Source organism: Stenotrophomonas sp. S41 (genome assembly GCF_016624625.1).
In the GTDB taxonomy this organism is placed as follows: domain Bacteria; phylum Pseudomonadota; class Gammaproteobacteria; order Xanthomonadales; family Xanthomonadaceae; genus Stenotrophomonas.
In genome coordinates this window covers 1-26,686 of record NZ_JACVTV010000056.1, presented here as the reverse complement: position 1 = coordinate 26,686, position 26,686 = coordinate 1, and the positions used below count along the sequence as shown (strand labels likewise).

The following is a 26,686-nucleotide window of genomic DNA, read 5'->3' as shown; positions in this document are numbered from 1 at the left end:
CGTGAGCCGCATGGATGCGGCGACCGAGCTTACATGGACGTACTTGCAGCGCCCCCCTCAACCGGACCCACCCCGCCAACCCACGGAAAGCCAGCTTTTGAAGTTGACGTTGCCGTGGTTTGAAGCAGGTGCAGGGCTGCAAGCCCTGCAAACCCAAACCCCTCAGTGAGCAGCAGGACGCGACGGCGGCAGCCAGGCCGCAATGATGCCCAGCAGCGGCAGGAACGCGGTCAGCTGGTACACGTACTCGATGCTGGTCTTGTCCGCCAGCAGACCCAGCACCGCAGCACCCAGCCCACCCATGCCGAACGCGAAGCCGAAGAACAGCCCCGACACCATGCCGATGCGGTGCGGCATCATCTCCTGCGCATACACCACGATGGCCGAGAACGCCGACGACAGTACGAAGCCGATCAGCACCGCCAGCACCGTCGTCCAGAACAGATCCGCATGCGGCAGCGCCAGCGCGAACGGCGCCACGCCCAGGATCGAGGTCCAGATGATCGGCTTGCGGCCGATGCGGTCGCCCAGCGGGCCACCGAGGAAACCGCCGGCTGCCGACGCCACCAGGAACGCGAACAGGTGCAGCTGCGCCTGCGCCACCGGAATGCCGAAGTGGTGGATCAGGTAGAAGGTGAAGTAGCTGCCGATGCTGGCCATGTAGAAGTACTTGCTGAAGATCAGCACCAGCAGGATCGCCATCACCCGGGCCACGGTGCGGGTCGGATGACGCGGGGCGACCGTGGCCTGCCCGACCGGGCGCGGGGCGCCCAGATGCAGCGCGTACCAACGGCTGACATAGGTCAGCAGGGCGATGCCGATCAGCGCGGCGCCGGCAAACCACGAGGCGGCGTGCTGGCCATAAGGCACGATCACCGCGGCGGCAATCAACGGGCCCAAGGCAGTACCGAAGTTGCCGCCGACCTGGAACACCGACTGGGCAAGCCCGTGACGACCGCCGGAGGCCAGCCGCGCGATGCGCGAGGCTTCCGGGTGGAAGATGGCCGAACCGATGCCGACCATCGCCGCAGCCAGCAGCACCATCGCGTAGTTCGGCGCGAAGCCGAGCAGCAGCATGCCGCACAAGGTCGAGGCCATGCCGATCGGCAGCGAATACGGCGCCGGCTTGCGGTCGGTGACCAGGCCGACCAGCGGCTGGAAGATCGAGGCGGTCAGCTGGTAGGTCAGCGTGATCAGGCCGATCTGGGTGAAGCTGAGGTTGAAGCCTCCCTTGATCACCGGATAGATGGCCAGGATCAGCGACTGCATCATGTCGTTGACCATGTGGGAGGTGGAAATCGCCGCCAGCACGCCGCGGGTCGAGCTGCGGACGGTGGGGGCGGGTGTGGCCAGGCTGGACATGGTGCGCAGTCAGGTTGGGGGCGAGCCCTGCATGCTACGGTGCCCTCTCCCTCCCTTCCGCCGCGTTCTGGTCATGCCATATCGCAAAAAGGACACTCCCTGCTCGATCCGGGAGTCCGCGCCCTGGAATGAGGTGCCCGGCCACCGGCCGGTGACCTGCCGGGTCAAGGACTACCCGGCCGGCACCCGGGTGTCGCCGCACCGCCATCGCCGCCATCAGTTGGTCTATGCCATGTCCGGGCTGATGGTCGTGCGTTCGGAAGTCGGCCGCTGGGTGGTGCCGTCCACCCGCGCCATCTGGATGCCGGCCGGCATGGCCCATGCGGTGGACTGCATCGCCGATGTGCACATGCGCAGCCTCTACATCGACCCGGCATTCGCCCCGCAGCTGGCCACCGAGGCCTTCGCAGTGCAGGTGGCGCCGCTGCTGCGCGAGCTGCTGCATGCAGCGACCCTCATCGAGGGCGAGCACGAGGACGACAGCCGCGATGGCCGCGTGGTGCGCCTGCTGCTGGATGAACTGCACCGCATGGACGTGCTGCCGCTGCACCTGCCGACGCCGGCCGATCCGCGCCTGCAGCGCATCTGCCAGCACATCCAGAAGCATCCCGGCGACGAGGCCACGCTGCAGGACTGGGCCGAAGCCCTGGCGGTGGACGTGAAAACCATCCAGCGCCACTTCGCCAGCGAACTGGGCATGACCTTCGGCCAGTGGCGGCAGCAGGCACGGCTGCTGGCGGCGATGGAACGCTTGGCCGTGGGCGAAAAGGTGATCGATGTGGCGCTGGCGATGGGCTATGACAGCCCCAGTGCGTTCACCAGCATGTTCAAGCGGCAGCTGGGGCAGACCCCGGCGGCATTTTTCCGGTGAGGCGTTGAACGACATCCACGCACGGCGTGGCTCCATTGCCGCGTCCGGGTAGGATGTTTGCCAGCACGTGCGTGCTTCGATAACCACCCCATGGAAAGGAGACCAGCATGAAGAGGACATGGATCGTCGCGTCAGGATTCGCTGTTGCTGTACTACTGGCGCTGGCCGCCATCAGCCCGCCCGCGCAGGCGAGCGGCACGCATTTCAGCTTCTACTCCGACGAACAGACGGACGGATTCCACTTCTTGCTTGAGATCCAGGGTCGAAGCGATGACGGCTACATCCATGTCGTCTGGACCGGAAAGGCGGATGGTGCGCCGGAGCGCAATCCGTACTACGTCGAAATGAATCGACGCGAAAAACGGCTCTATGTCCGCCCACGCAAGCGCGATGGCCAGCCCTGGTTCGAGCTGGACGTCATAGGTGATCGCGGGACGTTGCTGTTCCAGGGCCGCCGCATCCACGGCACGGCCGACTGGGAAATCAGGTAGCCGCCCGCAAACGAAAACGCCGGGCAGAGCCCGGCGTCGTCGTTCAACACGTACCTGGAAACTCAGGACGTCATCCGGTCCCAGAAGCCCTTCACGCCATCCATGAAGGTGGCCGACTTCGGCGAATGCTTGCGCGCTTCCTCGCCGACGAAGGTGGCTTCGAACTGCTCCAGCAGCTTGCGCTGGTCGTTGGTCAGGTTCACCGGGGTTTCCACCACCACGCGGCAGTAGAGGTCGCCTTCGCTGCGGCTGCGCACCGAACGCACGCCCTTGCCGCGCAGGCGGAACAGTTTGCCGGTCTGGGTCTCGGCCGGGATGCGGATTTCCGCTTCGCCGCCGAGGGTGGCCACGCGCACGGTGTCGCCCAGCGCGGCCTGCGAGATGCGGATCGGCACTTCGCAGTGCAGGTCATCGCCATCGCGCTGGAAGATGTGGTGCTCGCGCACGCGCACTTCCACGTACAGGTCGCCCGGCGGCGTACCGGCGGGGCCGGCCTCGCCTTCGCCCTGCAGGCGGATGCGGTCGCCGGTATCGACGCCGGCCGGCACCTTCACCGACAGCACCTTGTCTTCCTCGATGCGGCCGTTGCCATGGCAGGTCTTGCACGGCTTGGCGATGATCTGGCCACGGCCGTTGCAGTTGTGGCAGGCCTGCTGCATGGCGAAGATGCCGCGCTGGATGCGCACCTGGCCGCGGCCATGGCAGACGTTGCAGGTCTCGACCTTGCCGTCTTCGGAGCCACTGCCATCGCAGTCGCCGCACTCGGCCAGGGTCGGGATCTCGATCCGGCGCTCGACGCCGCGCACGGCCTCTTCCAGATCCAGTTCCATCACGTAGCCGATGTCGGCACCGCGACGGGCCTGGCGCTGACCGCCACCGCCGCCACCAAAGATGTTGCCGAAGATATCGCCGAAGATATCGTTCATGTCCGGGCCGCCCGGACCGCCACCGCCACCCATGCCGTGCTCGAACGCGGCGTGGCCGTGGGCATCGTACATGCGGCGCTTGTTGCCGTCGGACAGCGTTTCGTAGGCTTCCTTGCACTCCTTGAAGGAGGCTTCGGCCGCCGCATCACCCGGGTTGCGGTCCGGGTGGAACTTCATCGCGCAGCGACGGTAGGCCTTCTTCAGCTCTTCGTCGGTGGCGGTGCGGGCAACGCCCAGCACTTCGTAGTAATCGCGCTTGCTCATATCGTGGATCGCATTCCGGAAAGTCGGGATTCGTCAAAGCGGAAGAGCGGAACCAGGTCCGCTCTTGCGTCGGGCGCCCCGACACGCCGGTGGGCGGTCAGGACCCTGGTACGACAACGGGACGCTGGCGGCCAGCGTCCCGTGTCGGTCCGGATCAGGACTTCTTGTCGTCCTTGACTTCGGTGAACTCGGCGTCCACCACGTCATCCTGCGCCTTGCCTGCGTTGCCGGCGTCGGCACCCGGGGCACCGCCCTGGTCGGCCGAAGCGGCGGCGAACAGCGCCTGGCCGGCTTCTTCCAGCACCTTCGACTTGGCTTCGATCTGTGCCTTGTCGTCGCCCTTCATCGCGGTTTCCAGGTCGGCCAGAGCCGCCTCGACCTTGCCGATGACATCGCCGCCGACCTTGCTGCCGTGCTCGGTGATGGCGCTGCGGGTGCCGTGGATCAGGGCATCCGCCTGGTTACGGGCCTGCACCAGTTCCTGGAACTTCTTGTCTTCTTCGCGGTTGGCTTCCGCGTCGGCGACCATGCGTGCGATCTCTTCCTCGGACAGACCCGAACCGGCCTTGATCTCGACCTTCTGTTCCTTGTTGGTCTTCTTGTCCTTGGCCGACACGTGCAGGATGCCGTTGGCGTCGATGTCGAAGGACACTTCCACCTGCGGCAGGCCGCGCGGCGCCGGCTCGATGCCGGACAGGTCGAACTTGGCCAGCGACTTGTTGAAGCGGGCCTGTTCGCGCTCACCCTGCAGCACGTGCACGGTCACGGCCGACTGGTTGTCCTCGGCGGTGGAGAACACCTGCGAGGCCTTGGTCGGGATGGTGGTGTTCTTCTCGATGATCTTGGTGAACACGCCACCCATGGTCTCGATGCCCAGCGACAGCGGGGTCACGTCCAGCAGCAGCACGTCCTTGACGTCGCCGCCCAGCACGCCGCCCTGGATCGCCGCACCCAGTGCCACGGCTTCGTCCGGGTTGACGTCCTTGCGCGGTTCCTTGCCGAAGAACTCGGTCACCGCCTGCTGCACCTTCGGCATGCGGGTCTGGCCACCGACCAGGATCACTTCGCTGATGTCGCTCGAACGCAGGCCGGCATCGTTCAGGGCGACGCGGCACGGCTCGATCGACTTCCTGATCAGCTCGTCGACCAGCGATTCCAGCTTGGCGCGGGTCAGCTTGATGTTCAGGTGCTTCGGACCCGACGCGTCAGCGGTGACGTACGGCAGGTTCACTTCAGTCTGCTGGGCGCTGGACAGCTCGATCTTGGCGCGCTCGGCGGCGTCCTTCAGGCGCTGCAGGGCCAGCGGATCCTTGCGCAGGTCGATGCCCTGGTCCTTGTTGAACTCTTCAACCAGGTACTCGATGACGCGGTTGTCGAAATCTTCGCCGCCCAGGAAGGTGTCGCCGTTGGTGGCCAGCACTTCGAACTGCTTCTCACCGTCGACGTTGGCGATCTCGATCACCGAGACGTCGAAGGTGCCGCCGCCCAGGTCGTACACCACGATCTTGCGATCCTTGTTGTCGCCCTTGTCCAGGCCATAGGCCAGTGCGGCCGCGGTCGGCTCGTTGATGATGCGCTTGACGTCCAGGCCGGCGATGCGGCCGGCGTCCTTGGTCGCCTGGCGCTGGCTGTCGTTGAAGTAGGCCGGCACGGTGATGACCGCTTCGGTGACCTTCTCACCGAGGAAGTCCTCGGCGGTCTTCTTCATCTTCTCCAGCACCTTGGCCGAGATTTCCTGCGGCGCCATCTTCTTGGCATCGCTGGTCGACACCCAGGCGTCGCCATTGTCATGGGCCAGGATGCTGTACGGGACGTGGCCGATGTCCTTCTGCACTTCGGCGTCGGTGAACTTGCGGCCGATCAAGCGCTTCACCGCGTAGAAGGTGTTCTTGGGGTTGGTGACGGCCTGGCGCTTGGCCGAGGCGCCGACCAGGACTTCGCCGTCCTTGGTGTAGGCGACGATCGACGGGGTGGTGCGATCGCCCTCCGAATTCTCGATGACGCGGGCCTTGCCGCCGTCCATGATCGCCACGCACGAGTTGGTGGTGCCGAGGTCGATACCAATGATCTTGCCCATGGGGGAGACTCCTGAAGAATGCTTGTTGGTGTCAGTCCGGCCGGTCGGCCGGTGGATGAATGGGATGTGGGGGAGGCTCGTGGAACATTCAAGCCGTCACCCGAACGCTGTGTTCAACCGTTCAAGGAACGCCGGGCCTGGCCCGGCGCTACCTGACGGCGATGGGCCGTTGCCGGCCCGGCGCGTCAATCGGCGGCCACGACCACCAGCGCCGGCCGCAGCAGGCGCTCGTTGAGCAGGTAGCCCTTCTGGAACACGGTTACCACGCTGCCGGGGGCGGCGCCGGGGGCCGGCACCTGGCTGATGGCCTGGTGGTGTTCCGGGTTGAACGCCTGGCCGGTCGGGTCCAGCAGGACCAGGCCGTTGTCGGCGGCGACCTTCAGCAGCTGCTTGTAGGTCATTTCCAGCCCCTCGCGCAGCGGGTTGGCATCGTCGCCGGCGGCCTTCAGGCCGGCATCCAGGCTGTCAAACACCGGCAGCAGCTCGCCCAGCAGCTTCTCGTTGGCGAACTTGCGGGCCTGCTCGATGTCGCGGGCTACGCGCTTGCGCTGGTTCTCCAGGTCGGCGCGCTCACGCAGCGCATCGGCCTTGACCTGCTCGACCTCGGCGCGCAGGCGCTCCAGTTCGTCATGGGTGCCTGCGGCAGCGGCCGCATCGGCGGCGCTCTGCTGGGATTCGATATCTGGATGTTCTTGGTTCATGTCTGGGTCCCTGGCGGTCACTCTCCGCCTCCACCCACCCTAGTGTGGGCGGGATGCTGCGTTTCAAGCGTCTGCCGGCCCCGGACCGCGTCCCGGCGGCGAAAAGGCCGCCCCGAGCACGTCCGCGGTGGCCTGGACCAGCGGAATCACCCGGTCGTAGGCCATCCGCTTGGGCCCGATCACCCCCAGCACGCCCAGCACCTGGCCGTTGGCGGTATAGGGCGCGGTGACCAGCGAGACCCCCTGCAGCGGCATCATCCCGGTCTCTTCGCCGATGAAGATGCGCACGCCCGGGGCCTGGATGGTGCGCTCCAGCAGCTGCAGGATCTCGCGCTTGCTGGAGAACAGCTCGAACAGCTCACGCAGGCGCTCCAGGTCGGACAGGTCCTGCACCCCCATCAACCGGGTCTGGCCGGCCACCAGCATGTCGTCGGCCGGCGGCTGCAGGGCCTGCTCGGCCAGCTCGATGCTGTGCGCCAGCAGCTGCTCCAGCTCGGAGCGGGCGTCGCGCAGCTCCAGCAGCAGGCGGGTACGGATCTCGGCCAGCGGCAGGCCGGCGAAATGGGCGTTGAGGTAGTTGGCCACCTGTTCCAGCTGGCCCGGCTCGAAGCCCTGGCGCGTCTCGATGACCCGGTTCTGCACCTCGTTGTCGGCAAACACCAGGATCGCCAGCACCCGGCGGCCATCCAGCGCCACGAAATCGATCTGGCGGAAGGCGAACTGCTCGCGCCGCGGTGCGCTGACCACGCCGACGAAGTGGCTCATCGCCGACAGCAGCTCCGAGGCGCTGCCCAGCAGTGCCTGGGTGCTGCCGCCACCGGCCAGCTCGTGGCGCAGGCGGGCCAGTTCACCCTCGCCCGGCGGCTGCATCTGCAGCAGGCTGTCGACGAACACCCGGTAGCCATGCGCGGTCGGGATGCGCCCGGCCGAGGTATGTGGCGAGGCCAGCAGGCCCAGGTCCTCCAGGTCGCCCAGGATGTTGCGGATGGTGGCCGGGCTGACCTCCAGGCCCGCCACGCGCGCCAGCGTCTGCGAGCCCACCGGCTCACCGTCCTGGATGTAACGCGCGATCAGCGTGCGCAGCAGATGGCGCGCACGCGGGGCAAGCTGGTCAGCGGAACCGTGCATGGAATCAACCTGTGAGACACGGACACTAGATAATGGCGGTGCGTCGCCTTGGCAAGTCATTGGACCACCCCGCCGCGCGTGCTAGCGTTGCGCGGCTCAGACACCCCTGTACCCATGCTCAGACATCTTTCGATCAAGGATTTTGCCGTCGTCCGCGCTACCGAGCTGGAGTTCGGACCGGGCATGACCGTCGTTTCCGGCGAGACCGGCGCCGGCAAGTCGCTGATGGTCGACGCGCTCGGCTTCCTGTCCGGCCTGCGCGCAGACAGCGGCGTGGTCCGCCATGGCGCCGCCCGTGCCGAACTGTCGGCCGAGTTCGCCCTGGACCAGCTGCAGGCCGCGCGCCAGTGGCTGGCCGACAACGAGCTGGACGACGAGGACCAGTGCCAGCTGCGCCGGGTGATCCGCGCCGATGGCGGCTCGCGCTCGTGGATCAACGGCCGCCCGGTGACCCTGGCGCAGCTGGCCGATCTGGCCGGGCGACTGGTGGAAATCCATGGCCAGCACGAGCAGCAGGCCCTGCTGACGCGCCCGTCGCAGCTGGCCCTGCTCGATGCCTATGCCCGCAACGAGGACGAGCGCCGCCAGGTGCGGCGCGCCGCTGCGGCCTGGCAGACCCTGGTCGATGAATCGCTGGCCCTGTCGCAACAGGGCGACGTTTCCGACCGCATCGGCTTCCTTGAACACCAGCTGCGCGAGCTGGACCGCGAGGACCTGGAACCCGAGTCGATTGTCGCGCTGGGTGCCAGCCACCGCCGCCAGGCCCACGCCAGCGCCCTGCTGAGCGCCTGCCAGGCGGCCAGCAACCAGCTCAACGGCGACGACGGCAGCTCGGCCATGGACCTGCTGCAGCAGGTACGCCACGAACTGTCGCGCCTGATCGAACACGACCCGCGCCTTGGCGAAGTGGACGGCCTGATCGAGAACGCCTCGATCCAGCTGCACGAAGCCCTGTCGCTGCTGGACCGCGTGCACGACGACCTCGATGCCGACCCGGAGCAGTTCGAGGAGAACGAGCGTCGCCTCGGCCGCCTGCACGACCTGGCCCGCAAGCACCGCGTGCCGATGGACGAGCTGGGCGCGCAGCGCGAACGCATGCATGCCGAAGTGGAACAGCTGCGGGGTGCCGACGAGCGCCTGCAGCGCCTGGCCGGCGAGATCGAGAAGGCTGCCGCCGCCTGGCGTGTGCAGGCCGAGGTGCTCAGTGCCAGCCGCCGCAAGGCCGCTGCCGAGCTGTCCGCCACCACCACCGGCATCATCGCCGAGCTGGGCATGGGGGGTGGCCAGTTCCTGATCGAGCTGGAAGCACAGGACAGCGGCAAGCCCGACCCGCAGGGCGCCGAGCGCGTCGAGTTCCTGGTGGCAGCCAATGCCGGCCAGCCGCCGCGGGCGCTGCGCAAGGTCGCCTCCGGCGGTGAACTGTCGCGTATCTCGCTGGCCATCGAAGTGGCCGCGCTGGACCTGGATGCGGTGCCGACCATGGTGTTCGACGAAGTCGACTCCGGCATCGGCGGCGCGGTGGCCGACATCGTCGGGCAGAAGCTGCGTGCCCTCGGCGAGAAGCGCCAGGTGCTGTGCGTGACCCATCTGCCGCAGGTCGCCTCCAAGGGCCACGCCCATTACCGGGTCAGCAAGGCCCCGGTGGAAGGCATGACCCAGAGCGCGGTGGAGAAGCTGGACACCAAGGCGCGCGAGGAAGAACTGGCGCGCATGCTGGGTGGCGTGGAAGTGAGCAAGGAAGCACGCGCCGCGGCCCGCAAGCTGCTGGTGGCGTCCAGCTCGCTGGACTGAGCACATTGAGCCGAGCATGGGCTCGGCTCTACAACGTGCGCCCGGACAAACCCGACATGTAGAGCCGAGCCCACGCTCGGCTCGCGCGCGTCCGCGCGCGGCGTCACCCCAACGGCTGCGCCAGATCCACGTGCTCCACCAGGAAATCGAGGAACGCCCGCACCCGCAGCGGCAGGTAACCGCCCTGCCCCAGGAACACCGCGTGCACCTCTTCCAGGTCGCCCGGATTAGCCTCCTCCAGCACCGGCAGCAAACGCCCCGCCGCGATGTCAGCCTGCACCTGGAACGCCGCCAGCCGCGCCATGCCCAGCCCACCCAGCACCAGCTGGCGCAGCGCATCGCCATTGCTGGCGCGGGCATTGCCGCTGGGCAGCACCATCCGTTCGCGCCCGTCCTGCAGCACCGGCCAGCCCTGCATCGCCCGCGCGTGGCCGATGTCCAGCCGGTTGTGCGCCTGCAGCGCCTCGGCCGTGTGCGGCAGGCCATGGCGCTGCGCATAGGCCGGCGCCGCGACGATCATCATCCGGGTCGAGCCCAGCCGCCGCGCCACCAGGCTGGAGCTCTTCAGCGGCCCGGCGCGCACGGCCACGTCGGTGCGCTGCTCCAGCAGGTCGATCACCTCGTCGTTCAGGGTCAGGTCCACGCCCACCTGCGGGTTCTGCTGCAGGAACGCGGGCAGCAGCGGCAGCAGGAAGTGCTGGCCGAAGGGCACGTTGGAATTGACCCGCAGGCGCCCGCGCGGCTCGGCGTGGGCGCTGGCGCAGCGCTCGGCCTCCTCCAGGTCGGCCAGCACGCGCAGACCGCGCTCGTAGAAGGCGCAGCCTTCCGGGGTCAGCTGCAGCTGGCGGGTGGAACGCTGCAGCAGACGCGTACCCAGACGCTGCTCCAGCCGCGCCACCAGCTTGCTGACCGCCGAGGGCGTCATGTCCAGCGAGCGCGCGGCAGCGGAGAAGCCGCCGGTCTCGATCACCCGCACGAACACTTCCAGTTCGCCGGATCGGTTGATGTCGGGTCGTGCCATGCCAGTGAATCCAGTTCACAGATGATTGTCCATCCGCAGTCTAGTTCACAGGTGACCCGGAGAGCAGGGGTCAGAGCCCTTTCCCGTGGAAAGGGATCTGACCCCGTGGGGTCGGCCGGGGTCGGATCCCTTTGCGCCAGCAAAGGGCTCTGACCCCAGAAACGAAAAACCCCGGGCAGGCCCGGGGTCTTCGTACATCCGCAGCTGGCTGCAGCGCCTTACTTGCGCTTCTTGCGCACGTACAGCACCAGCGAGTGCTCTTCCAGCTCGTAGCCGTGGTCTGCGGCGATCTTGCGCTGCAGCTCCTCGATCTCGTGGCTTTCGAACTCGATGATCTTGCCGCTGTCCACATCGACCATGTGGTCGTGGTGGCCGCCGCGGTCCAGCTCGTAGACGGCCTGGCCGCCTTCGAAGTTGTGCTTCAGCACCAGGCCGGCGGCCTCGAACTGGGTCAGCACCCGATACACCGTGGCCAGGCCGATTTCATCGCCGTGCTCCAGGAGCTGGCGGTAGATGTCTTCGGCGGTCATGTGGTGCTGGGCATTGCGCTGCTCGAGCAGCGCCAGGATCCGCATCCGCGGATGGGTCACCTTCAGGCCGACTTTACGCAGGTCGTGGGTTTCCATAGGTCTCCGTTCATTGGCGATTTAGCGCCAGCTGCCTCGGATTGGGTCGCGGTGGCACGCCGGGAGTGTATCATCGGTTTGATTTCCCCAACCGCCAGTACCGATGCGCAATCTTCTGTTGGTCGCCGCCGTCGCCCTGTCCACCACCGGGTGCGGCATCATCTACAAGCAACCCATCTATCAGGGCAACCTGATCCGGGAAGATGCCGTGTCCAAGCTGCAGGTCGGGCAGAGCAAGCAGCAGGTGAACGCCCTGCTGGGCACCCCGTCCGTGCCGGACCCGTTCCACGCCCAGCGCTGGGACTACACCGCCAGCCAGCGGATCGACCGTCTCGGCCGTACCGAAGTGAAGAACTTCACCGTGTACTTCGAGAACGACACCGTCACCCGTTGGGAAGGCGACTACTTCCCGGCCAACGACAAGGCCCTGGCCCAGCAGACGGTCCGCCAGTTCGGCCGCAACCTGGCCAAGGACAAGAAGAAGAGCCGCTGAGCCCTTCGGCCCGCCCCTCGGGGCGGGACCTTGGAATCAATCGCCGCGCGCGCGACGCCGGCGGTTTTCCTTGGGATCGGCCTGCAGAGGCCGCAGCAGCTCCACCCGATCGCCATCCAGCAGCGCCTGCTGCGGGCGTGCCAGCACGCCATGCACGGCGGCGGCCGGACAGTCGGCACTGCCTTCGAGACCGGCGGCGGCAATGGCCTCGGCCACGGTCGCGCCTTCCGGCAGCTGCAGCCGGCGTGACAGCACCTGCTGCGGCCACGCCAGCACCACCTCGACCTCGATCATCGCTCAGCCCTCGTCGGCAACGCGGACGAAGTCGTTGACCATGCGGTCGGCCAGGCCCTGGAAACCGATTGCCAGCGCCGGCGCGAGCAGGCGGGATTTCGGCTCGAACTCCAGGGTCAGGGTGACCTTGCAGGCATCCTCGGCCAGGGCATGGAATTCCCAGCGACCGTGCAGCTGCTTGAACGGGCCGTCGCGCAGCTGCATATCGATGCTGTGCGGGCGCTGCAGGGTGTTTTCGGTCTGGAACCAGGTGCTGAACGAACCCAGGCCCAGATCCAGGCGGGCGACCAGGCGGTCCTCGCCCTGTTCCAGGACGCGGGCATCCGAGCACCAGCGGAAGCGGCGCGGATAGGCCTGGACGTCGTTGACCAGGTCGAACATGCGCGCGGCCGAGTGTTCGACCAGGGCGCTGCGGCGGATAGTAGGCATAAAGACGGCGCGTTTCGGCAATCGACCGGGCGGGCCCGAATCGGAGACAATACGGAAATGAGCAAGAACAGCGGCAAGGATAAAGCAAAGAACGCGACGGCCAACAAAACCATCGCGTTGAACAAGCGTGCCCGCCACGAGTACCACATCGAGGAACGCTTCGAGGCAGGCCTGGCCCTGCAGGGCTGGGAGGTGAAGTCGATCCGCGCCGGGCGCGGCAACATCATCGACGCCTACGCCTATGTGAAGCAGGGCGAGATCTTCCTGATCGGCGCGCAGATCACCCCGTTGATCCAGGCCTCCACCCACGTGGTGGCCAACGACCGGCGCGAGCGCAAGCTGCTGCTGCACCGGAACGAGATCGACAAGCTGGTCGGCAAGGTCGAGCGCGATGGCTACACGATCGTGCCCACGGCCATGTACTGGAGCAAGAACAAGATCAAGCTCGAAGTGGCGCTGGCCAAGGGCAAGCAGACCCACGACAAGCGCGATGCCGCCAAGGACCGTGACTGGGCGATCGAGAAGCAGCGCGTGATGCGTCGCGGAAATCGCGACGCATAAGGGCCGTTTGTAGAGCCGAGCCATGCTCGGCTTGGCGTTTGAAGCAGCCGAGCATGGGCTCGGCTCTACTGTTCGCGGGACAGCCGAGCATTGGCTCGGCTCTACAGATAGGCGGGCGATCAGCCCGCCAGCATGCCCTGCCCGCGCATCCGCGGCGCCAGCGCCGCATGCATCACCGCCAGGTGCATCACCACTGCCAGCTCCGGCGCATGCCGGTCATCGCCGGCCCGCCACTGCTTTGCCAGCTGTGCCGCATCGTCCGGCAACAGGGCCAGCAGCTGCTGGTCATCCAGCGCATCGGCCTGGTGCTGCAGCTGCTGAGACAGCGCCCAGCTGCGGCGGACGTGGGTCAGGATGCTCAACGAGGCCAGGGTCAGCAGGGCAACGGCCGCCCCGTGCTCGAACCACAGCGCGATCACGTCCGGGCCCCAGACCATCACCGCCAGCACGGCCAGGGCCAGCATGCGCCAGCCTGGCACCAGCGCCTGGTCGCGGCGCGGCCAGTACACCACCACCGCGCTGGCCACCAGGAACACCGCCGCCGTCGCCGGCAGTGCGGTCAGGCAGCCCGCCGTGACGATCGCGGCCAGCACCGCCCAGACCCAGCCGGGCGGCAACGCGCGTCGGCGGTAGTCGGCGCCTACCGGCCCGATCAGCTGTCGCAGGCTGCGTTGTTGGATGGTGTCAGTCACCCGGGGTCTCCGTGTCGTTCCTGGCTCGGATGTTGGCCGCCAGTGTGTCGCAAAATCGTGCCAATGAAGTTAGCAATCCGCTATGACAACGGCTCTACAACTTGTTGCGGATTGCCAAGGTGACTGTTCAGCTGTTTTGCCGTAGCATTGCAACCGTTGGGCAGGCCCGGCACGTGGCAACACGCACTTGGCCTAGTACCTTGCAGAACTTGAAGAAACCGGGGGTGCATTGGTTTCGACGGGGGTTGTGAAGTCGCCTGGCGCATGCCGAGGGGGTAGCTGTCCTCGTAAATCCAGCTGCAAAACTCTAGTTGCCAACGACGACAACTACGCTCCGGTCGCTCTCGCAGCCTAAAAACTGCGGTGCGTGACCTTCTGCCGACTTAGGCGGAGCCTCGAAACTGCTTGTGTCCATGCTCGCAGCGTAGAGTCATTATCATGGAATCGCGCAGGGCGGCTGCCTGTCAGTCCGGCACTAGAACAAAACAGGCTGGTTCCCGGGTGCGCTTTGCACACCGTGCTGCTCGGGGATGAGATTCAACGGTGAGCTAAGCATGTAGTGCTGGGGATGGAGTGCCTTCGGACGGCGGTTCAATTCCGCCCACCTCCACCATCTGTACCGCCCTTCGGGGCACGAAAAGCCGGACACTCCCGTCGATTGGGGTCCGGCTTTTTTGTTGCCTGTTCTACGGCCGCATTTCGCCCGATACCCCCGATAATGTCGCTTTGGACCGGCGGATCCCCCGCCCAGCACAGGGAACAGAACGATGGCGTTGGTGAGTTGCATGGAGTGTGGCCGCGAAGTCAGTGACAAGGCCGCCAGTTGCGTCGGCTGCGGCGCCCCGATCGGCGCCACCCGCCCGACCCCGCCGCCGCTGCATGCGGCACCGGTGTATGCCGCCCCTTACGCACAACCGCAACCGGTCGCGCGTGCCCGCGTCGCCTACGTCCTGCTGGGCCTGTTCCTCGGCGGGCTGGGCATCCACAACTTCTACGCCGGCTACCACGGCCGTGCCGTGGCCCAGCTGGTGATCACGCTGCTGCTCGGCTGGCTGTTCATCGGCCTGCTCATCACCGGCCTGTGGGCGCTGATCGAGATCATCACCGTCGATACCGACGCCGCCGGCGTGCGCATGGTCTGAGTTCCGCGCTTCGGCCCGTGCAATCGGCTGCGGGCTGGCCCACACTCGATCCCTGCCCGACCACGGCCTCCCGAACGCCAGAAGGACCTGCCATGAAACGCCAGATCACCGCCCTGCTCCTCACCCTGGCCGCCAGCACCGCCCTCGCCGCGGCGCCGTCGGACAAGGGCACCACTGCCCTGGAAACCCTGCTGGCCTGCAAGGCCCGCTCGGACTTCACCCAGGCCCAGGCTGAGAAAGCACTGCAGGCTGCCGGCCTGACGCACCTGCGGGGCGGCGTGTTCGAGGCCCAGGGCGGCAAGGTCGCCCTGTTCGGCGGCACCGTGGACAGCGCCAGCGTCGACATCGCCCCGGGCGGCAGCAAGAGCCTGCATGTCTATCTGAAGGACGTGGCTGCCCCGCAGGTGGGCCGCCAGCTGTCGGTCACCACGGTCAATGAAGACGCGGAGACCGAAGCGCCCTCGTACATCCGCAAGGTGGACGCAAAGCACACCCTGCATGTCGGCGCCGCCGATGATTACGAGGGTTACTCGGCGTCGGTGACCTGCCAGATCGCCGGCTGAGCGCAGGCGCCCTGCCCTACAGCCAGCGCCGCACGTCGCGCCGGAAGGCGGCATAGTCGGCGCCGAACCGGGCAGACAGTACCCGCTCCTCCGGCAGGATCTGGAAGCGGGTGATCCAGCCGACAAACAGCGGCACCACCAGCAGGGCTGCGGCACTGCGCAGCCACAGCATTCCGCCCAGCAGCACCAGCGCCTGCCCCAGGTACATCGGGTTGCGCGTGTGGCGGTAGATGCCGCCGGTCACCAGCGCCGTGGCGGCGGCCGGGCGCAGCGGATTGACCGTCGTCCGTGCGCGGCGGAAAGCCAGCTTCGGTAGCAGATTCAGCATCAGCCCCGCCAGCATCACCGCCACCGCAGTCCAGCCCGGCACCGGCACCGGCAGCGCCGGCCACGGCCAGGCGCAGGCCAGCGCATCGCCCAGCACCCCGCACAGCAGCATCACCAGCGGCGGCGGAATCCGCGTTTCCAGCAGGTGCATCGTCATTCCCTGAAATGCCCTGCCGGCGATGGTGCCACAGTCCGTCCAGCGCGCGTTTAGCCACGTGCTTCCGCGTTGACACCCCGGCCGCTAGAGTGGCGCCACCGCGCTGGAGGATCGCATGGCAACCACGGGCTTCGGCGTCATCCGCCACACGACCCTCATCATCACCGTGCTGCTCCTGCTGAGCGGCTGCGCCACGCTGCGCCAGTTCGGCCCCTCGGTGCAGGTGGCCTCGGTCACCCCGGGCCAGTACATCGCGCTGAAGCGCGGCGACATCCTCACCAGTGGCAGGCTGAGCGCGGCGACCACCGAAACGCTGCGGGTGGCCGGCCTGGACGAAACCGCCTGCGCCAAGCCCGGCCCGTCCTGCATCGAGGCGATGGAAGCGAGCATCGTGGTGCGCGAGGAGGACAAGCGCTCGGCGCTGGCCGAACTGTGGCTGCAGCAGGCCATGGCCCTGCCCGTGCCCAAGGCCAAGCGCGGAACCACGCCGGCGATGCGGGTGGCCGACGCCGGCTTCCAGCCGCGACTGGATGCGTGGATGCACGTCGCGCGGCAGGCCTATGCGTATCTGTTCTTCACCGAGCGCACCGCCAACCAGCGCGGCTTTGAAGACCGCCAGACCCAGGTGCGCGACTACTACAACCTGGCCGTGCAGGAAGCCGCGGTGATGCTGTTCGATGCGTATTCCAGCCACCAGGCCGGCAACGACAGGAGCCGCCTGCGGCTGGGCCGCTGGACCTTCGTGCTGGCGCCGCCCGATGAAGGTGCCGCGCAGGACACGCGCGAGCCGATCGAACTGGTGGCCGCCGCCTCGATGTCCTTCACCGGCACCCTGCGCAGCGTGCACCGCCGCGATGGCTTCGGCGCCGAACTGGTGGCGGTGATGGCCGACCCGGCCACGACCGGCCTGGCCGCTGCCGCCAACGCCGACCAACCCGGGACGCAGGCCGCGCCACCCGAGCGCAGCTGGAGCGAGATGCCCTCGCCCTCGATGACGGTCCTACTGCGTTTTTCCGGCGCCAATCTGTGGGAGATGCTGCACGACGACGAGCCGGAGCTGGAGATCCACGATCCGTACCAGATCGCGCAGGTGCAGCTGCATGGCGAGCAGGTGCCGCTGGCAGCCAACTTCACCGCCGGTTACGCGCTGTGGCTGGCCCGCTCCAACTTCAGCCGGCAGTCGCTGCGCTCGCTGTTCGGCGGCAAGGGCGGCATCGACCGGCCGCATCTGTTCATGATGCAGCCCTACGATCCGGACCGCCGCGTGCTGCTGATGATCCATGGCCTGGCCAGCAGCCCCGAGGCCTGGGTGAACGTGGCCAACGAGCTGATGCGCGACGATGAGATCCGGCGCGATTTCCAGGTCTGGCAGTTCTACTACCCGACCAACATGCCGATCGCGCTCAGCCACGATGCGATCCGGCACACGCTCGAGGACGTGATGCAGCATTACGATCCCAGCGGCAAGGCGGTGGCCTCGCATGACATGGTCGTGGTCGGGCACAGCATGGGCGGGGTGATCTCGCGGCTGATGGTGTCTTCGTCCGGCGACCATCTGGTGGACACGCTGCTGGCGACCACGCAGCTGAGCCCGGCACAGCGCGAACTGCTGCGCACCAAGGGTCCGCCGCTGCTGACCTTCCAGCCCGAACCGGAAATCTCGCGGGTGGTGTTCATCGCCACCCCGCACCGCGGCACCGACGTGGCCGGCACCCGCGTGGGCCGCTGGATCGGCCGCCTGGTGCGGCTGCCGCTGACCGTGCTGGAAGACGTGGCCAGCGCCGCCAACGATGGCCACGTCGACCGTGACGATGGCAAGCACGGCTACCAGATGAACAGCATCCAGAACCTGGACAAGGACGATCCGTTCGTGAAGGCGGTGGCCGACCTGCCGATGTCACCGCGCGTGCGCTACCACTCGATCATCGCGCGCGCCAGCGCCGACGGCCCGCTGGAAAAGACCAACGACGGGCTGGTGCCGTACTGGAGCTCGCACCTGCCCAACGCGGTGTCGGAAAAGGTGATCGTGTCCGGGCACAGCGTGCAGGAAGCCACGCCGGCGATCGTCGAACTGCGGCGCATCCTGCATGAGGACATGCAGGCGCATGATGGCGGGCAGAAGTAATCCTGCCCGCGCGGCGTGCCTCAGAAATCCAGGCTGTAACCCAGCGTCACCGTCCGCCCACGCCCGGCGAAATACCGCGCTGGTTCGATCAGCGCGCTCTGCGAGTAATAGGTGATGTACTGCCGGTCGAACAGGTTGGCGATGCCCAGGTTCACCTTGCCCTTGGCAAGCCTGTAGTCCACGCCCAGATCGAACAGCGCGTAGCCGCTGAATTCCTTGGCGGCTTCGTCGAAGTTGCGGCTGAAGGCGTACTGCCCCTGCACGAAGGTGGACAGCTCCGGCGTCCACTGCGCCGACCAGGTGGCGATGACGCGGTTCGGTGCGATGTTCAGGCCATCCAGGCGCGCATCGAGCCGGCCATCAGCGTTGCTGTCATAGCGGCCACGGGTCCAGGCGTAGGACAGGCCCAGGCGGTGCGCATCATTCAGACGATAACGCACGCTTGCATCCAGGCCTTCGATGGCGGTCTTTTCGCGGGCGAGCTGGAACGCGCCGTCGACTGCGATGACGCGCGTGCCGTACTCGGAGCGCGACTGGAACGCACTGGCTTCGGCTTCCCACGACGGCGAGCGGTAGCGCACGCCGATCTCGCTGTTGCGGGTCAGCAGCGGCTGCAGCGAGCGCAGCGATTCCACGTTGGTGCCCGGCGTGTTGATCGAGCGCAGCACGCGGCCGACGTCGGGCATGCCGAACCCTTCGGAATAGCTGGCGAAGGTGTTGAAGCGCTCGGTCGGCGCGTACACCAGGCCGATGTTGCGCAGGTTCTGCTGGAATTTCAGCTTGCCGCCCTGCACCGCCACGCGGTTGTAGCGGTACAGCGTGGTGTAGCTGTCGATGCGCAGGTCGGCCTCTTCACGGCGCCACCCGCCCTGCACGGTGAGCTGCGGCAGCAGCTTGTAGTCGGCCTGCACGAAGCCGGCCACGCTGCTGTAGCGCGAATCGGGCACGTAGGTGCGGCCGGTGCCGTACAGATCCTGCTTGCCACTGTCGCGCAGCGTGTCCACGCCGGCAGTGATCTTCAGGTCGCCGCCGAGCAGGTCATCGCGGCCCAGGCTGGTCTTGGAGCCCCACTTCGAGGCGGTCGAGCGCGACTGGTCATACAACGTGCCGACCGGTGCGATCAGCGGATCCTGGAAGGTGGACGAATTGTCCGCACCGAACAGGCCTTCAAATTCCTGGTTGAACACCATCGCCTTCAGTTCCATGCCCGCCAGGTCGTGGTGGGTGTAGCTGAGGCCGGTGGTCCAGGCATCGTTCCAGGCCGGCGTGCCCGGCGGCGTGCCACGCACCGACGTCGTGGCGATGCCCAGGTCGCGGTTGCCGGCCACCGGCACGTACTCGGCCTTGGACTTGATGCGGTAGCGGTTGCTGCTGAACTGCAGCTCCTGGTTGTCGTCGATCCAGTAGCCCAGCTTGGCGTGCAGGTCATAGGCACGGGTCGACATCAGGTCGCCCTGGGTGACGTCCACGCCGATCGGCGTGCCCTCGCCGTCCACCCACAGGCCCTGGTCTTCATAACCGGCGCCGAGCAGGTAATCCCACTTACCCTTGCTGCCGCTGATGCGGTAATCGGCGCGATAGCCGGTGGTTTCACCGCGCACCTCGGACGTCGGCAGCGTGGTCTGCACGCCCACGTGCTGGTTGACCGCACCCGGTTCCGGTCGCCGGGTGATGAGGTTGATGGTGCCGCCGGTGGCGCCCAGGCCGTTCATGGCGTTGGCGCCCTGGATGACTTCGATGCGCTCGACCAGCGCGTAATCGATCGTATGCGCTTCGCGACCGGTGGGTCGCAGCGGGTTCGACTGCGGAATGCCATCGACCAGGATCAGCGGCGTGCGCCCGCGCAGGGTCTCGCCACTGCCGTTCATCTTGCCGCGGCTGGGCGTGTACGACGGCAGCAGGCTGGACAGCACATCGGACGAATTGCTGCTGAGGCGCAGCTGCTGCTCGATCTGTTCCTTGCCGATGATCACCACCGTCTGCGGCGCGGTGGCGGCGTCCTGGCCGGTACGCGAGGCGGTCACGATGACCTTGTCGAGCGTCTGCGCCTCGGGCGGGGCCTGCTCGGCGTGGGCGTGGGCGTGGGCACAGACCAGCAACGAAATGGCGACCGTCAGCCGCGAATATCTCAGCACGTGAACTCCTCTTGGGGGGAGGGCGTGGCGATATGGCTGGCCCGGAACAGGGGCGTATCTTTCCCGACGTGTCGAAATGCGTCAAATCCATGCGCCGGGCCAAAGCGCCCGCAGCGTTCGCCAGCCGCCCATCCCGGCACACCTCCTCCTCCCGTTCCATGGCATGCTCCGTGAAACCGTTTTCATGGAATGGAGGGATTCCACGATGTTGTCGCGTCTTCGCCGGCCCGCACTGTGTGCGCTGCTGGCCCTTGCTCTGCCTGCCGCTGCCTGGGCAGCCCAACCGCCCGCTCCGCTGAAGGTGATGTCCTTCAACGTACGCACCCCGGCCGATACCGAGCCCGGCAAGCGCTGGGACGACCGTCGCGATGTGATGGTCAAGGTCATCCTCGATGCGCACCCGGCCGTGGTCGGCACCCAGGAACTGGTGCAGGAGCAGGCCACCTACCTGGCCGCCCACCTGCCCGGCTACCGCTGGTTCGGCGAAGGCCGCCGCGGCGGCGACGGCGATGAGCACATGGGCGTGTTCTACGACACCAAGGTGCTGGCCATCGAGGAGTCGGGCAACTTCTGGCTGTCCGATACGCCGGACGTGCCGGGCAGCATCACCTGGGGCAACCTGTACCCGCGCATGGTCACCTGGGCACTGTTCCGCCGCCTGGACGATGGCCGCCGCTTCTACTTCATGGACACCCATCTGCCCTACCGCGACGAGGACGAGCCGCGCCGGATCAAGGGTGCCGAGCTGATCGCCAAGCGCCTGCAGACGCTCCCGGCCGACCTGCCGGTGGTGCTGACCGGTGATTTCAACACCGAGCCGGGCAGCGAGACCTACAAGGCGTTCACCCGCGTGCTGCAGGACACCCGCACCCAGGTGAAGGCGCCGAAGGGCCCGCGCGAGACCTTCCACGATTTCACCGGCAAGGCCACCGTGCAGCTGGACTGGGTGCTGGTGCGCGGCTTCCATGCGCGCAGCTTCACCACCGACGACCGTCGCATCGGCGGCGTGCTGCCCTCGGACCACTTCCCGCTGGTGGTCGAGCTGGACTGGCCGAAGCCCTGAGCACGTGCGGCCATCGCTACGGCGGTGGCCGCCTTCCCAGCAGGCGATACAGCGCCTGATGCTGGTCGCGGGCCTGGCAGATGCGTGCGGCGATGGCCAGGAACAGGCCGATGCCGACCAGGCCGGGCGCCAGCAGCGAATCAGGCAAGCGCAGGAAGCCGATGGCCACTGCCAACGCGGCCAGCACCAGCAGCGCCACCACCACTACGGACAGGCCCGCGCCAGGCAGGCCAGGATCGCCGAACAACACCCGCTGCGTCGATTGCTTGTCGTCACTCATTGCCGCCGCTCCTTGGAACCTGCCCTATTAGTTACTACGGCGGGCCAGCGTTCCGGCAGAGTCAGAAGCGTCACTGCGGCAGCCGGGCCAGAAACAACAAAGGGACGGATGCCTGCGCATCCGCCCCTTCGTGGGTACTGCAACCCTGCGGTTACTGCACCTGCGCCACGCTCGGCGCCTGCGGCGACTGCCCCCAGCCGCCCAGTGCCTTGTAGACACCGACCACACTCACATTGACCTCGGCCTCGGCTGCGGCCAATGCATCGTCGGCGGCCAGCTGCGTGCGCTGCGCATCCAGCAGGGTCAGGAAGTCCTCCGAACCCTCGCGGAAGCGGATCTGCGCCAGCGATTCGGCACGCCGCGCGGCCTGCGCCTGCTCGACCACGATGGCCAGCCGCGCCTGCTGCTTGGAGTAGCGGGTCAGCGCGTTCTCGGTGTCTTCCAGCGCCAGCAGCACGGCCTGCTCGTACTGCGCGGCCACGCCTTCGGCCTCGGCCTTGCTGGCACGCAGGCGTGCACGCACGGTGCCGAAGTCGAACGCCGCCCAGCTCAGCGACGGGGTCAGCGACCAGGCCTTGTTGTTGCCGTTGACCAGGCCGCTGGCATCACCGCCGAGGAAGCCGACGAAACCGGACAGCGACAGCCGCGGGAACAGATCGGCGGTGGCCACGCCGACACGCGCGGTGGCGGCGGCGAGGCGACGCTCGGCCACGCGCACGTCGGCACGCTGGCGCAGCAGTTCGCGGGTGTCACCCAGCGGCAGTGCCTTGGCAAACGCCGGCACGTCCTGCGGCGCCAGCATCGCGGTCAGCACTTCCGGGCGCTGGCCCAGCAGCACCGCCAGGCGGTTGCGCGACTGTGCCTCGGACACTTCCAGCAGCGGGATGTCGGCCTCGATCGCCTTCAGGCGGGCGCGGCTGCTCTGCACATCCAGTTCGCTGCCGGCACCCAGTTCCCAGCGCGCCTCGGTCAGCTTCTGCGTATCGCGCAGGTTTTCCAGCGTGTGCTGGGCCACCGCGATGCGCTTCTGCGTGCCACGCAGCTCGAAGTAGTTGCGCGCCACTTCGGCGGCGACCAGCACCTGCGCATCGGCCAGGTTGGCCTGCTCGGCACCGAGGTCGGCGCGTGCGGCCTCTGCAGCACGGCGCTTGCGGCCGAACAGATCCAGCTCCCAGCCCGCATCGAAGCCGAGCTGGTAGCTTTCACTGAACACCCGCTGCCCACCCAGCTGCGGATCGGGTTGCTTGCGGCGGTCGTAGCTGCCGTCAGCGGTAATGTGCGGGGCCTGGTCGAAGCGGCTCTCGACGAACACCGCACGGGCCTGGCTGACGCGGGCCACGGCCACGCGCAGGTCCAGGTTGTCCGACAGCGCACCGTGCACCAGTTCTTCCAGCACCGGATCGTCGAACTGCGCCCACCAGCTGGCCACCGGCGAAGCAGTGCTGTACACCGCCTGCTGTGCGCCCTGCAGGACCACCGGCTCCTGCGCCGGGGCCGTGTAGTTGGGGCCGACGCTGACACACCCGGCCAGCACCAGGCTGGAGATGGCCATCGCCAACGTGCGGATCACCATGGCAGCACCTCGCCCAGGTAGGTGAAGCTGCCGCTGGCGCCGGCTTCGCCGACCAGCGCCATTTCCACGCTGGAACGTGCGCCTTCGCTGATCTCGATTTCGCCGTTGCCACCGTTCATGTCGGTCTTCACGTAGCCGGGGTGCACGGTGTTGACCTTGATCGGGGTGTTGCGCAGCTCGTAGGCCAGGGCGAGGGTCCAGCTGTTCACCGCCGCCTTGGAAGCGTTGTAGGCGGGGATCTTGAAATCGTAGATGCCCGAGTTCGGATCGGCGTGCAGGGTCTGCGAGCCGAGCATGCTGGACACGTTGACGATGCGGCCGGACTTGGCCTGCTTGACCAGCGGCAGGAAGGCCTGGGTGACCGCGACCAGCGCGAACACGTTGGTGTCGAAGGTACGGTGCCAGGTGTCCAGCGACTGCTCGGACGGCGCCTGCGCCGGGTTCTCGATCATGATGCCGGCGTTGTTGACCAGGATGTCCAGGCGGCCGTGGCGCTGGCGCACCTGCTCGACGGCCTCGGCGATGCTGGCAGCGTCGGTCACGTCCAGCTGGATGGCTTCCACCGGCAGGCCTTCGCCCTGCAGCAGCAGCGCCTGCTCCACCGCGGTCTCGCGCTTGCGGCCGGCCAGCAGCGTGTGCACGCCGGCCTGGGCCAGCTGGCGCACGGTTTCCAGGCCGATGCCACGGGTGGCACCGGTGACCAGCGCGATCTTGTTCTGATGGGTGTTCATGGATTCATGCCTTGGTTTGGGGGAAGCGGGGGGCCCCCCGGGGGGGGGCCCCCCGGGGGGGGCTGTCACCCCATCCCGGGCAGGCTCAGGGATGATCCAGCGGCTTCGGCGGCTCAACCCGGTTCAGGCGCTCGCGGTGCAGCAGGTACAGGCCCGAGGCCACGATGATCGCCGCGCCGGCCCAGGTGTAGCCGTCCGGCAGCTGGCCCCAGAAGGCCAGGTCCCAGCCGATCACCCAGACCAGGCCGCTGTACTCCAGCGGCGCGATCATCGACGCCTCGCCCAGCTGGAAGGCCCGGGTCAGGGCGATCTGGCCCAGCGCCCCGGCCAGGCCCATGCCGGCGATCAGCGGCGCATGCGCCAGCTGCAGCGGCACCCAGCCCGGCAGCGCCAGCAGGCCGGCACCGATGGCCATGATGACCAGGAACCAGACCACCATCGACTGCGAGGTGTCGGTACGGGTGAGCAGGCTGACCGTGATCGCGGCGATGGCATAGGCGGTGGCAGCGGCCAGCACCATCAGGCCGGGGATGGAAATGAAGCCATCCACGCCCGGCCGCAGCACCACGATCACGCCCAGCAGGCCGACAGCGATGGCGACCCAGCGCCGCGGCCCGACCCGCTCGCCCAGCAGCGGCACCGACAGCGCCGCGATCAGCAGCGGGGCCACGAAGTAGATGCTGTAGGCAGTGGACAGCGGCAGGTCGCGCAACGCGTAGACGAAGCAGCCGATCATCGCCATGCCCAGGCCGCCGCGCAGCAGGTGCAGGCCCCAGCGGCGCGGGATGAGCGAGCGCGGGCCGGCACTGGCCAGCACCCAGACCAGCACGAAGGGCAGCGAGGCTGCGCCACGCAGGAAGGTGACTTCCAGCGAGGGGTAGCTGGCCGACAGCTGTTTCATGCCGGCGTCCATCAGCGAGAAGCAGGCCACGGCGGCGACCATCCAGGTCACCGCGCGCGAAGGGGAGCGTTGCGCGTTCATGGCCCATTATCGCCGACCGCGTGCCCCGCCGGGCGCCGGGCACGGGTGCCGCGATAGAATGGTGGCCACTGAATTCCGCGGAGCCACGCCCATGCCTTCCTTCGACGTCGTGTCCGAAGTCGACACCCACGAACTGACCAACGCCATCGACCAGGCCAACCGCGAACTGGCCACCCGCTTCGACTTCAAGGGCGTGGAAGCCAAGTTCGAACGCGAGGGCGATGTCATCAACCAGTCCGCACCGACCGAGTTCCAGCTCAAGCAGATGAACGACATCCTGCGCGCCCGCCTGGCCGCGCGTGGCATCGACGTGCTGAGCCTGGAGTTCGGCGACATCGAGACCAACCTGGCCCAGGCCCGGCAGAAGATCACCGTCAAGCAGGGCATCGAGCAGAAGATCGCCAAGAAGATCGCCGCTGCCCTGAAGGAAGCGAAGCTGAAGGTGGAAAGCCAGATCAACGGCGACAAGCTGCGCGTGCAGGGCAAGAAGCGCGACGACCTGCAGGACGCCATCGCGGTGCTGAAGGCCGGCAAGTTCGAGCTGCCGCTGCAGTTCAACAACTTCCGCGACTGATGGATGCCGCCGCCGGGTCACGCCCGGCGGACGGCCCGCTTAATCGCGCAGCAGCTTGTACAGCGTGGTGCGCGAGATACCCAACTGGCGGGCGGCCAGGCTGAGATTGCCTTCGGCCGCCTGCGCCGCACGCCGTGCGGCTTCGCGCTGCTGCTGCCGCAATGGCACGTCGGCCACGGCCATCGGTGCTGCCGCCACCCGCGTGCGGGGCGCACGCGGTGCGCGCAGGTGCTGCAGGTAGACCGCACTGCCCTCGCCCAGCCGCACCCGGTGTGCAGGTCCCGGCTGCAACAGCCGACGCCGTTGCGCCGCACTGGCGCCAGCAAACACTGTATCCATCGACAGCAGCGGCAACGGCCCGCGGCGCGGCAGACCCAGCAGGCGACGTGCCACGCGGTTGGCAGCGCGCAGCTGCCCATCATCCTGCACCGCCAGCAGCCCCTGCAGCGGCGTGGCCAGCCAGCGCGGATCGTGCTGCACGGCCAGCAGATGCACATCGCTCAGACCCTGGAACAACCGGTTCTCGCTGGCGAGCGCGGCCTGCCGGAAGTAGCCCTGCAGCAGCGCTGGATCACGCTCGCCCAGACCGGTGATGTCGATCGCCCCGCAGACCTGGCCATCGAGGTCGTGCAGCGGTTCGCTCAGGCAGAACACCGGTGCGAAGCGCTGCAGGTAATGTTCGTTGCCACGCACCAGCGCGGGCACGTCATCGGCCAGACTGACCGCTGGCGCGGTGGTACCGATCTCGGCCTCGCCCAGCCGCCGCCCGACCTGGATCGGCCGCAGCAGCGGCGCATCCTCCAGGCCATGCGCCTGCTGGGCGATGACGAGTCCCTCGCGGTTGGCGCAGAACATCGTCCAACCCCGCCCACCGAAGGCGGCCCACAGCTGTTCCAGTTCGGGCTGCACGCAGCGCGCGAGCCGGCGGTCTTCGGGATCGCGCAGGCGCAGGCCATTGCCCTGCAGCGGCGGGTAGTAAGGCTCCTGCCCCGGCTGCACACCAGCCGCGCGCGAACGCTGCCAGGAGTGCTGCAGCGGCAGCGGCAACACCGCCAAGGACTGCACATCGCCTTCCGCGAACGCAGCGCGCGCGGCGACCAGCTGTTGTTGCCCGACTGTCGTGGCCATCATGGAAGCAGAGTACACCCGCGCACGGCATGGCCGCGTTACGTCCTGGCAACGGAATGTTTCCGTTTCCATCGGACATTCAGACAAGAAATCAAACAAGGGGTCAGAGCCGTTTTCCGGTGGAAAACGGATCCGACCCCGTGCCGACCAACGGTCGGCACCCACCATCAGCAGCGGGA

27 protein-coding genes and 1 other RNA gene are annotated in these 26,686 nt (G+C 67.6%); 11 read left to right on the top strand and 17 right to left on the bottom strand.

From position 1 onward, the window contains the following. Nucleotides 1-162 precede the first annotated feature (162 nt). Nucleotides 163-1,362 carry an MFS transporter gene (locus tag IAE56_RS12935; protein WP_200752794.1) on the bottom strand — a complete coding sequence of 400 codons (1,200 nt, stop codon included), beginning with the start codon at nucleotides 1,360-1,362 and terminating at the stop codon, nucleotides 163-165. Between the two features lie 73 nt (nucleotides 1,363-1,435). Between IAE56_RS12935 and IAE56_RS12930 the strand changes: the two genes are divergently transcribed. Further along, nucleotides 1,436-2,233, top strand: coding sequence for a helix-turn-helix transcriptional regulator (locus IAE56_RS12930; protein ID WP_200752793.1), 798 nt, complete (start codon nucleotides 1,436-1,438; stop codon nucleotides 2,231-2,233). A gap of 107 nt (nucleotides 2,234-2,340) precedes the next feature. Next, complete coding sequence (locus IAE56_RS12925) at nucleotides 2,341-2,724, top strand: hypothetical protein (RefSeq protein ID WP_200752792.1); 384 nt, start codon at nucleotides 2,341-2,343, stop codon at nucleotides 2,722-2,724. A 62-nt stretch (nucleotides 2,725-2,786) separates the two neighbouring features. Here the strand turns inward: IAE56_RS12925 and dnaJ are convergent, their stop codons facing one another. The 4 genes from dnaJ to hrcA form a co-directional block, all read right to left on the bottom strand. After that, a complete protein-coding gene (dnaJ, locus tag IAE56_RS12920; RefSeq protein ID WP_108764837.1) occupies nucleotides 2,787-3,914 on the bottom strand; it encodes a molecular chaperone DnaJ in 1,128 nt (375 codons plus the stop codon). A gap of 154 nt (nucleotides 3,915-4,068) precedes the next feature. After that, complete coding sequence (gene dnaK, locus IAE56_RS12915; RefSeq protein ID WP_200752791.1) at nucleotides 4,069-5,991, bottom strand: molecular chaperone DnaK; 1,923 nt, start codon at nucleotides 5,989-5,991, stop codon at nucleotides 4,069-4,071. A gap of 185 nt (nucleotides 5,992-6,176) precedes the next feature. Then, complete coding sequence (gene grpE, locus IAE56_RS12910; protein ID WP_108768568.1) at nucleotides 6,177-6,692, bottom strand: nucleotide exchange factor GrpE; 516 nt, start codon at nucleotides 6,690-6,692, stop codon at nucleotides 6,177-6,179. A gap of 63 nt (nucleotides 6,693-6,755) precedes the next feature. Beyond that, the gene (hrcA, locus tag IAE56_RS12905; RefSeq protein WP_200752790.1) at nucleotides 6,756-7,820 is read right to left on the bottom strand and encodes a heat-inducible transcriptional repressor HrcA; all 1,065 of its coding nucleotides are present in this window, start codon (nucleotides 7,818-7,820) and stop codon (nucleotides 6,756-6,758) included. Between the two features lie 114 nt (nucleotides 7,821-7,934). On the opposite strand from hrcA, the gene recN reads away from it, so the two are divergent. Beyond that, nucleotides 7,935-9,611, top strand: coding sequence for a DNA repair protein RecN (gene recN / locus IAE56_RS12900; RefSeq protein WP_108768566.1), 1,677 nt, complete (start codon nucleotides 7,935-7,937; stop codon nucleotides 9,609-9,611). A gap of 103 nt (nucleotides 9,612-9,714) precedes the next feature. Here recN and IAE56_RS12895 read toward each other — a convergent pair whose 3' ends face one another. Then, nucleotides 9,715-10,632 (bottom strand): LysR family transcriptional regulator, encoded by a 918-nt coding sequence (locus tag IAE56_RS12895; RefSeq protein ID WP_200752789.1) that lies wholly within the window; start codon nucleotides 10,630-10,632, stop codon nucleotides 9,715-9,717. A 218-nt stretch (nucleotides 10,633-10,850) separates the two neighbouring features. Beyond that, nucleotides 10,851-11,258, bottom strand: coding sequence for a ferric iron uptake transcriptional regulator (gene fur / locus IAE56_RS12890; protein WP_005409235.1), 408 nt, complete (start codon nucleotides 11,256-11,258; stop codon nucleotides 10,851-10,853). Nucleotides 11,259-11,361: 103 nt separating this feature from the next. Between fur and bamE the strand changes: the two genes are divergently transcribed. Then, on the top strand, nucleotides 11,362-11,751 hold the full coding sequence (gene bamE, locus IAE56_RS12885; protein WP_200752788.1) for an outer membrane protein assembly factor BamE: 390 nt from the start codon (nucleotides 11,362-11,364) through the stop codon (nucleotides 11,749-11,751). A 36-nt stretch (nucleotides 11,752-11,787) separates the two neighbouring features. On the opposite strand, the gene IAE56_RS12880 is transcribed toward bamE, so the two are convergent. After that, nucleotides 11,788-12,045 (bottom strand): RnfH family protein, encoded by a 258-nt coding sequence (locus tag IAE56_RS12880; RefSeq protein WP_200752787.1) that lies wholly within the window; start codon nucleotides 12,043-12,045, stop codon nucleotides 11,788-11,790. 3 nt (nucleotides 12,046-12,048) lie between these two features. After that, nucleotides 12,049-12,474, bottom strand: a complete 426-nt coding sequence (locus IAE56_RS12875) for a type II toxin-antitoxin system RatA family toxin (RefSeq protein WP_079221549.1) — start codon at nucleotides 12,472-12,474, stop codon at nucleotides 12,049-12,051. A 57-nt stretch (nucleotides 12,475-12,531) separates the two neighbouring features. Between IAE56_RS12875 and smpB the strand changes: the two genes are divergently transcribed. After that, nucleotides 12,532-13,035, top strand: coding sequence for an SsrA-binding protein SmpB (gene smpB / locus IAE56_RS12870; RefSeq protein WP_079221548.1), 504 nt, complete (start codon nucleotides 12,532-12,534; stop codon nucleotides 13,033-13,035). 119 nt (nucleotides 13,036-13,154) lie between these two features. Here smpB and IAE56_RS12865 read toward each other — a convergent pair whose 3' ends face one another. After that, nucleotides 13,155-13,727: a hypothetical protein gene (locus tag IAE56_RS12865; RefSeq protein WP_200752786.1), complete on the bottom strand. Its 573-nt coding sequence runs from the start codon at nucleotides 13,725-13,727 to the stop codon at nucleotides 13,155-13,157. A 220-nt stretch (nucleotides 13,728-13,947) separates the two neighbouring features. On the opposite strand from IAE56_RS12865, the gene ssrA reads away from it, so the two are divergent. The 3 genes from ssrA to IAE56_RS12850 all read left to right on the top strand — a co-directional run bounded on the left by ssrA (nucleotide 13,948) and on the right by IAE56_RS12850 (nucleotide 15,432). After that, nucleotides 13,948-14,340, top strand: a transfer-messenger RNA (tmRNA) gene (ssrA, locus tag IAE56_RS12860). 154 nt (nucleotides 14,341-14,494) lie between these two features. Then, a complete protein-coding gene (locus IAE56_RS12855) occupies nucleotides 14,495-14,869 on the top strand; it encodes an NINE protein (protein WP_108768560.1) in 375 nt (124 codons plus the stop codon). Between the two features lie 92 nt (nucleotides 14,870-14,961). Next, nucleotides 14,962-15,432: a hypothetical protein gene (locus IAE56_RS12850; RefSeq protein ID WP_200752785.1), complete on the top strand. Its 471-nt coding sequence runs from the start codon at nucleotides 14,962-14,964 to the stop codon at nucleotides 15,430-15,432. A 16-nt stretch (nucleotides 15,433-15,448) separates the two neighbouring features. On the opposite strand, the gene IAE56_RS12845 is transcribed toward IAE56_RS12850, so the two are convergent. Next, the gene (locus IAE56_RS12845; protein ID WP_200752784.1) at nucleotides 15,449-15,910 is read right to left on the bottom strand and encodes an isoprenylcysteine carboxylmethyltransferase family protein; all 462 of its coding nucleotides are present in this window, start codon (nucleotides 15,908-15,910) and stop codon (nucleotides 15,449-15,451) included. Nucleotides 15,911-16,031: 121 nt separating this feature from the next. On the opposite strand from IAE56_RS12845, the gene IAE56_RS12840 reads away from it, so the two are divergent. Further along, nucleotides 16,032-18,041: an alpha/beta fold hydrolase gene (locus tag IAE56_RS12840; RefSeq protein ID WP_200752783.1), complete on the top strand. Its 2,010-nt coding sequence runs from the start codon at nucleotides 16,032-16,034 to the stop codon at nucleotides 18,039-18,041. A 20-nt stretch (nucleotides 18,042-18,061) separates the two neighbouring features. On the opposite strand, the gene IAE56_RS12835 is transcribed toward IAE56_RS12840, so the two are convergent. After that, a complete protein-coding gene (locus IAE56_RS12835; protein ID WP_325167193.1) occupies nucleotides 18,062-20,176 on the bottom strand; it encodes a TonB-dependent receptor in 2,115 nt (704 codons plus the stop codon). Nucleotides 20,177-20,381: 205 nt separating this feature from the next. On the opposite strand from IAE56_RS12835, the gene IAE56_RS12830 reads away from it, so the two are divergent. After that, nucleotides 20,382-21,239 (top strand): endonuclease/exonuclease/phosphatase family protein, encoded by an 858-nt coding sequence (locus IAE56_RS12830; protein ID WP_108768556.1) that lies wholly within the window; start codon nucleotides 20,382-20,384, stop codon nucleotides 21,237-21,239. 16 nt (nucleotides 21,240-21,255) lie between these two features. On the opposite strand, the gene IAE56_RS12825 is transcribed toward IAE56_RS12830, so the two are convergent. The 4 genes from IAE56_RS12825 to IAE56_RS12810 form a co-directional block, all read right to left on the bottom strand. Beyond that, a complete protein-coding gene (locus IAE56_RS12825) occupies nucleotides 21,256-21,519 on the bottom strand; it encodes a hypothetical protein (protein ID WP_200752782.1) in 264 nt (87 codons plus the stop codon). A 151-nt stretch (nucleotides 21,520-21,670) separates the two neighbouring features. Further along, nucleotides 21,671-23,092, bottom strand: coding sequence for an efflux transporter outer membrane subunit (locus IAE56_RS12820; RefSeq protein WP_108768554.1), 1,422 nt, complete (start codon nucleotides 23,090-23,092; stop codon nucleotides 21,671-21,673). Next, entirely contained in the window at nucleotides 23,086-23,823 is a 738-nt protein-coding gene (locus tag IAE56_RS12815; protein ID WP_200752781.1) for an SDR family oxidoreductase, read from the bottom strand. Before IAE56_RS12815 ends, IAE56_RS12820 begins: the two co-directional genes overlap by 7 nt. Nucleotides 23,824-23,908: 85 nt before the next feature. Continuing rightward, nucleotides 23,909-24,805 (bottom strand): DMT family transporter, encoded by an 897-nt coding sequence (locus IAE56_RS12810; RefSeq protein ID WP_200752780.1) that lies wholly within the window; start codon nucleotides 24,803-24,805, stop codon nucleotides 23,909-23,911. A 91-nt stretch (nucleotides 24,806-24,896) separates the two neighbouring features. Between IAE56_RS12810 and IAE56_RS12805 the strand changes: the two genes are divergently transcribed. After that, nucleotides 24,897-25,379 (top strand): YajQ family cyclic di-GMP-binding protein, encoded by a 483-nt coding sequence (locus IAE56_RS12805; RefSeq protein WP_079223459.1) that lies wholly within the window; start codon nucleotides 24,897-24,899, stop codon nucleotides 25,377-25,379. A gap of 39 nt (nucleotides 25,380-25,418) precedes the next feature. Here IAE56_RS12805 and IAE56_RS12800 read toward each other — a convergent pair whose 3' ends face one another. Next, nucleotides 25,419-26,507 (bottom strand): helix-turn-helix domain-containing protein, encoded by a 1,089-nt coding sequence (locus IAE56_RS12800; protein ID WP_234456060.1) that lies wholly within the window; start codon nucleotides 26,505-26,507, stop codon nucleotides 25,419-25,421. Nucleotides 26,508-26,686: the final 179 nt, after the last annotated feature.

Coding starts and splice junctions, on each gene's coding strand:
- bamE (WP_200752788.1), top strand. CDS start 11,362: ATGCGCAATCTTCTGTTGGTCGCCGCCGTCGCCCTGTCCACCACCGGG.
- IAE56_RS12815 (WP_200752781.1), bottom strand. CDS start 23,823: ATGAACACCCATCAGAACAAGATCGCGCTGGTCACCGGTGCCACCCGT.
- recN (WP_108768566.1), top strand. CDS start 7,935: ATGCTCAGACATCTTTCGATCAAGGATTTTGCCGTCGTCCGCGCTACC.
- IAE56_RS12875 (WP_079221549.1), bottom strand. CDS start 12,474: ATGCCTACTATCCGCCGCAGCGCCCTGGTCGAACACTCGGCCGCGCGC.
- IAE56_RS12930 (WP_200752793.1), top strand. CDS start 1,436: ATGCCATATCGCAAAAAGGACACTCCCTGCTCGATCCGGGAGTCCGCG.
- IAE56_RS12845 (WP_200752784.1), bottom strand. CDS start 15,910: ATGCACCTGCTGGAAACGCGGATTCCGCCGCCGCTGGTGATGCTGCTG.
- dnaJ (WP_108764837.1), bottom strand. CDS start 3,914: ATGAGCAAGCGCGATTACTACGAAGTGCTGGGCGTTGCCCGCACCGCC.
- IAE56_RS12850 (WP_200752785.1), top strand. CDS start 14,962: ATGAAACGCCAGATCACCGCCCTGCTCCTCACCCTGGCCGCCAGCACC.
- IAE56_RS12800 (WP_234456060.1), bottom strand. CDS start 26,507: ATGGCCACGACAGTCGGGCAACAACAGCTGGTCGCCGCGCGCGCTGCG.
- IAE56_RS12830 (WP_108768556.1), top strand. CDS start 20,382: ATGTTGTCGCGTCTTCGCCGGCCCGCACTGTGTGCGCTGCTGGCCCTT.
- IAE56_RS12820 (WP_108768554.1), bottom strand. CDS start 23,092: ATGGTGATCCGCACGTTGGCGATGGCCATCTCCAGCCTGGTGCTGGCC.
- IAE56_RS12880 (WP_200752787.1), bottom strand. CDS start 12,045: ATGATCGAGGTCGAGGTGGTGCTGGCGTGGCCGCAGCAGGTGCTGTCA.
- hrcA (WP_200752790.1), bottom strand. CDS start 7,820: ATGCACGGTTCCGCTGACCAGCTTGCCCCGCGTGCGCGCCATCTGCTG.
- IAE56_RS12925 (WP_200752792.1), top strand. CDS start 2,341: ATGAAGAGGACATGGATCGTCGCGTCAGGATTCGCTGTTGCTGTACTA.
- IAE56_RS12825 (WP_200752782.1), bottom strand. CDS start 21,519: ATGAGTGACGACAAGCAATCGACGCAGCGGGTGTTGTTCGGCGATCCT.
- IAE56_RS12855 (WP_108768560.1), top strand. CDS start 14,495: ATGGCGTTGGTGAGTTGCATGGAGTGTGGCCGCGAAGTCAGTGACAAG.
- fur (WP_005409235.1), bottom strand. CDS start 11,258: ATGGAAACCCACGACCTGCGTAAAGTCGGCCTGAAGGTGACCCATCCG.
- IAE56_RS12840 (WP_200752783.1), top strand. CDS start 16,032: ATGGCAACCACGGGCTTCGGCGTCATCCGCCACACGACCCTCATCATC.
- IAE56_RS12810 (WP_200752780.1), bottom strand. CDS start 24,805: ATGAACGCGCAACGCTCCCCTTCGCGCGCGGTGACCTGGATGGTCGCC.
- IAE56_RS12935 (WP_200752794.1), bottom strand. CDS start 1,362: ATGTCCAGCCTGGCCACACCCGCCCCCACCGTCCGCAGCTCGACCCGC.
- dnaK (WP_200752791.1), bottom strand. CDS start 5,991: ATGGGCAAGATCATTGGTATCGACCTCGGCACCACCAACTCGTGCGTG.
- IAE56_RS12895 (WP_200752789.1), bottom strand. CDS start 10,632: ATGGCACGACCCGACATCAACCGATCCGGCGAACTGGAAGTGTTCGTG.
- grpE (WP_108768568.1), bottom strand. CDS start 6,692: ATGAACCAAGAACATCCAGATATCGAATCCCAGCAGAGCGCCGCCGAT.
- smpB (WP_079221548.1), top strand. CDS start 12,532: ATGAGCAAGAACAGCGGCAAGGATAAAGCAAAGAACGCGACGGCCAAC.
- IAE56_RS12805 (WP_079223459.1), top strand. CDS start 24,897: ATGCCTTCCTTCGACGTCGTGTCCGAAGTCGACACCCACGAACTGACC.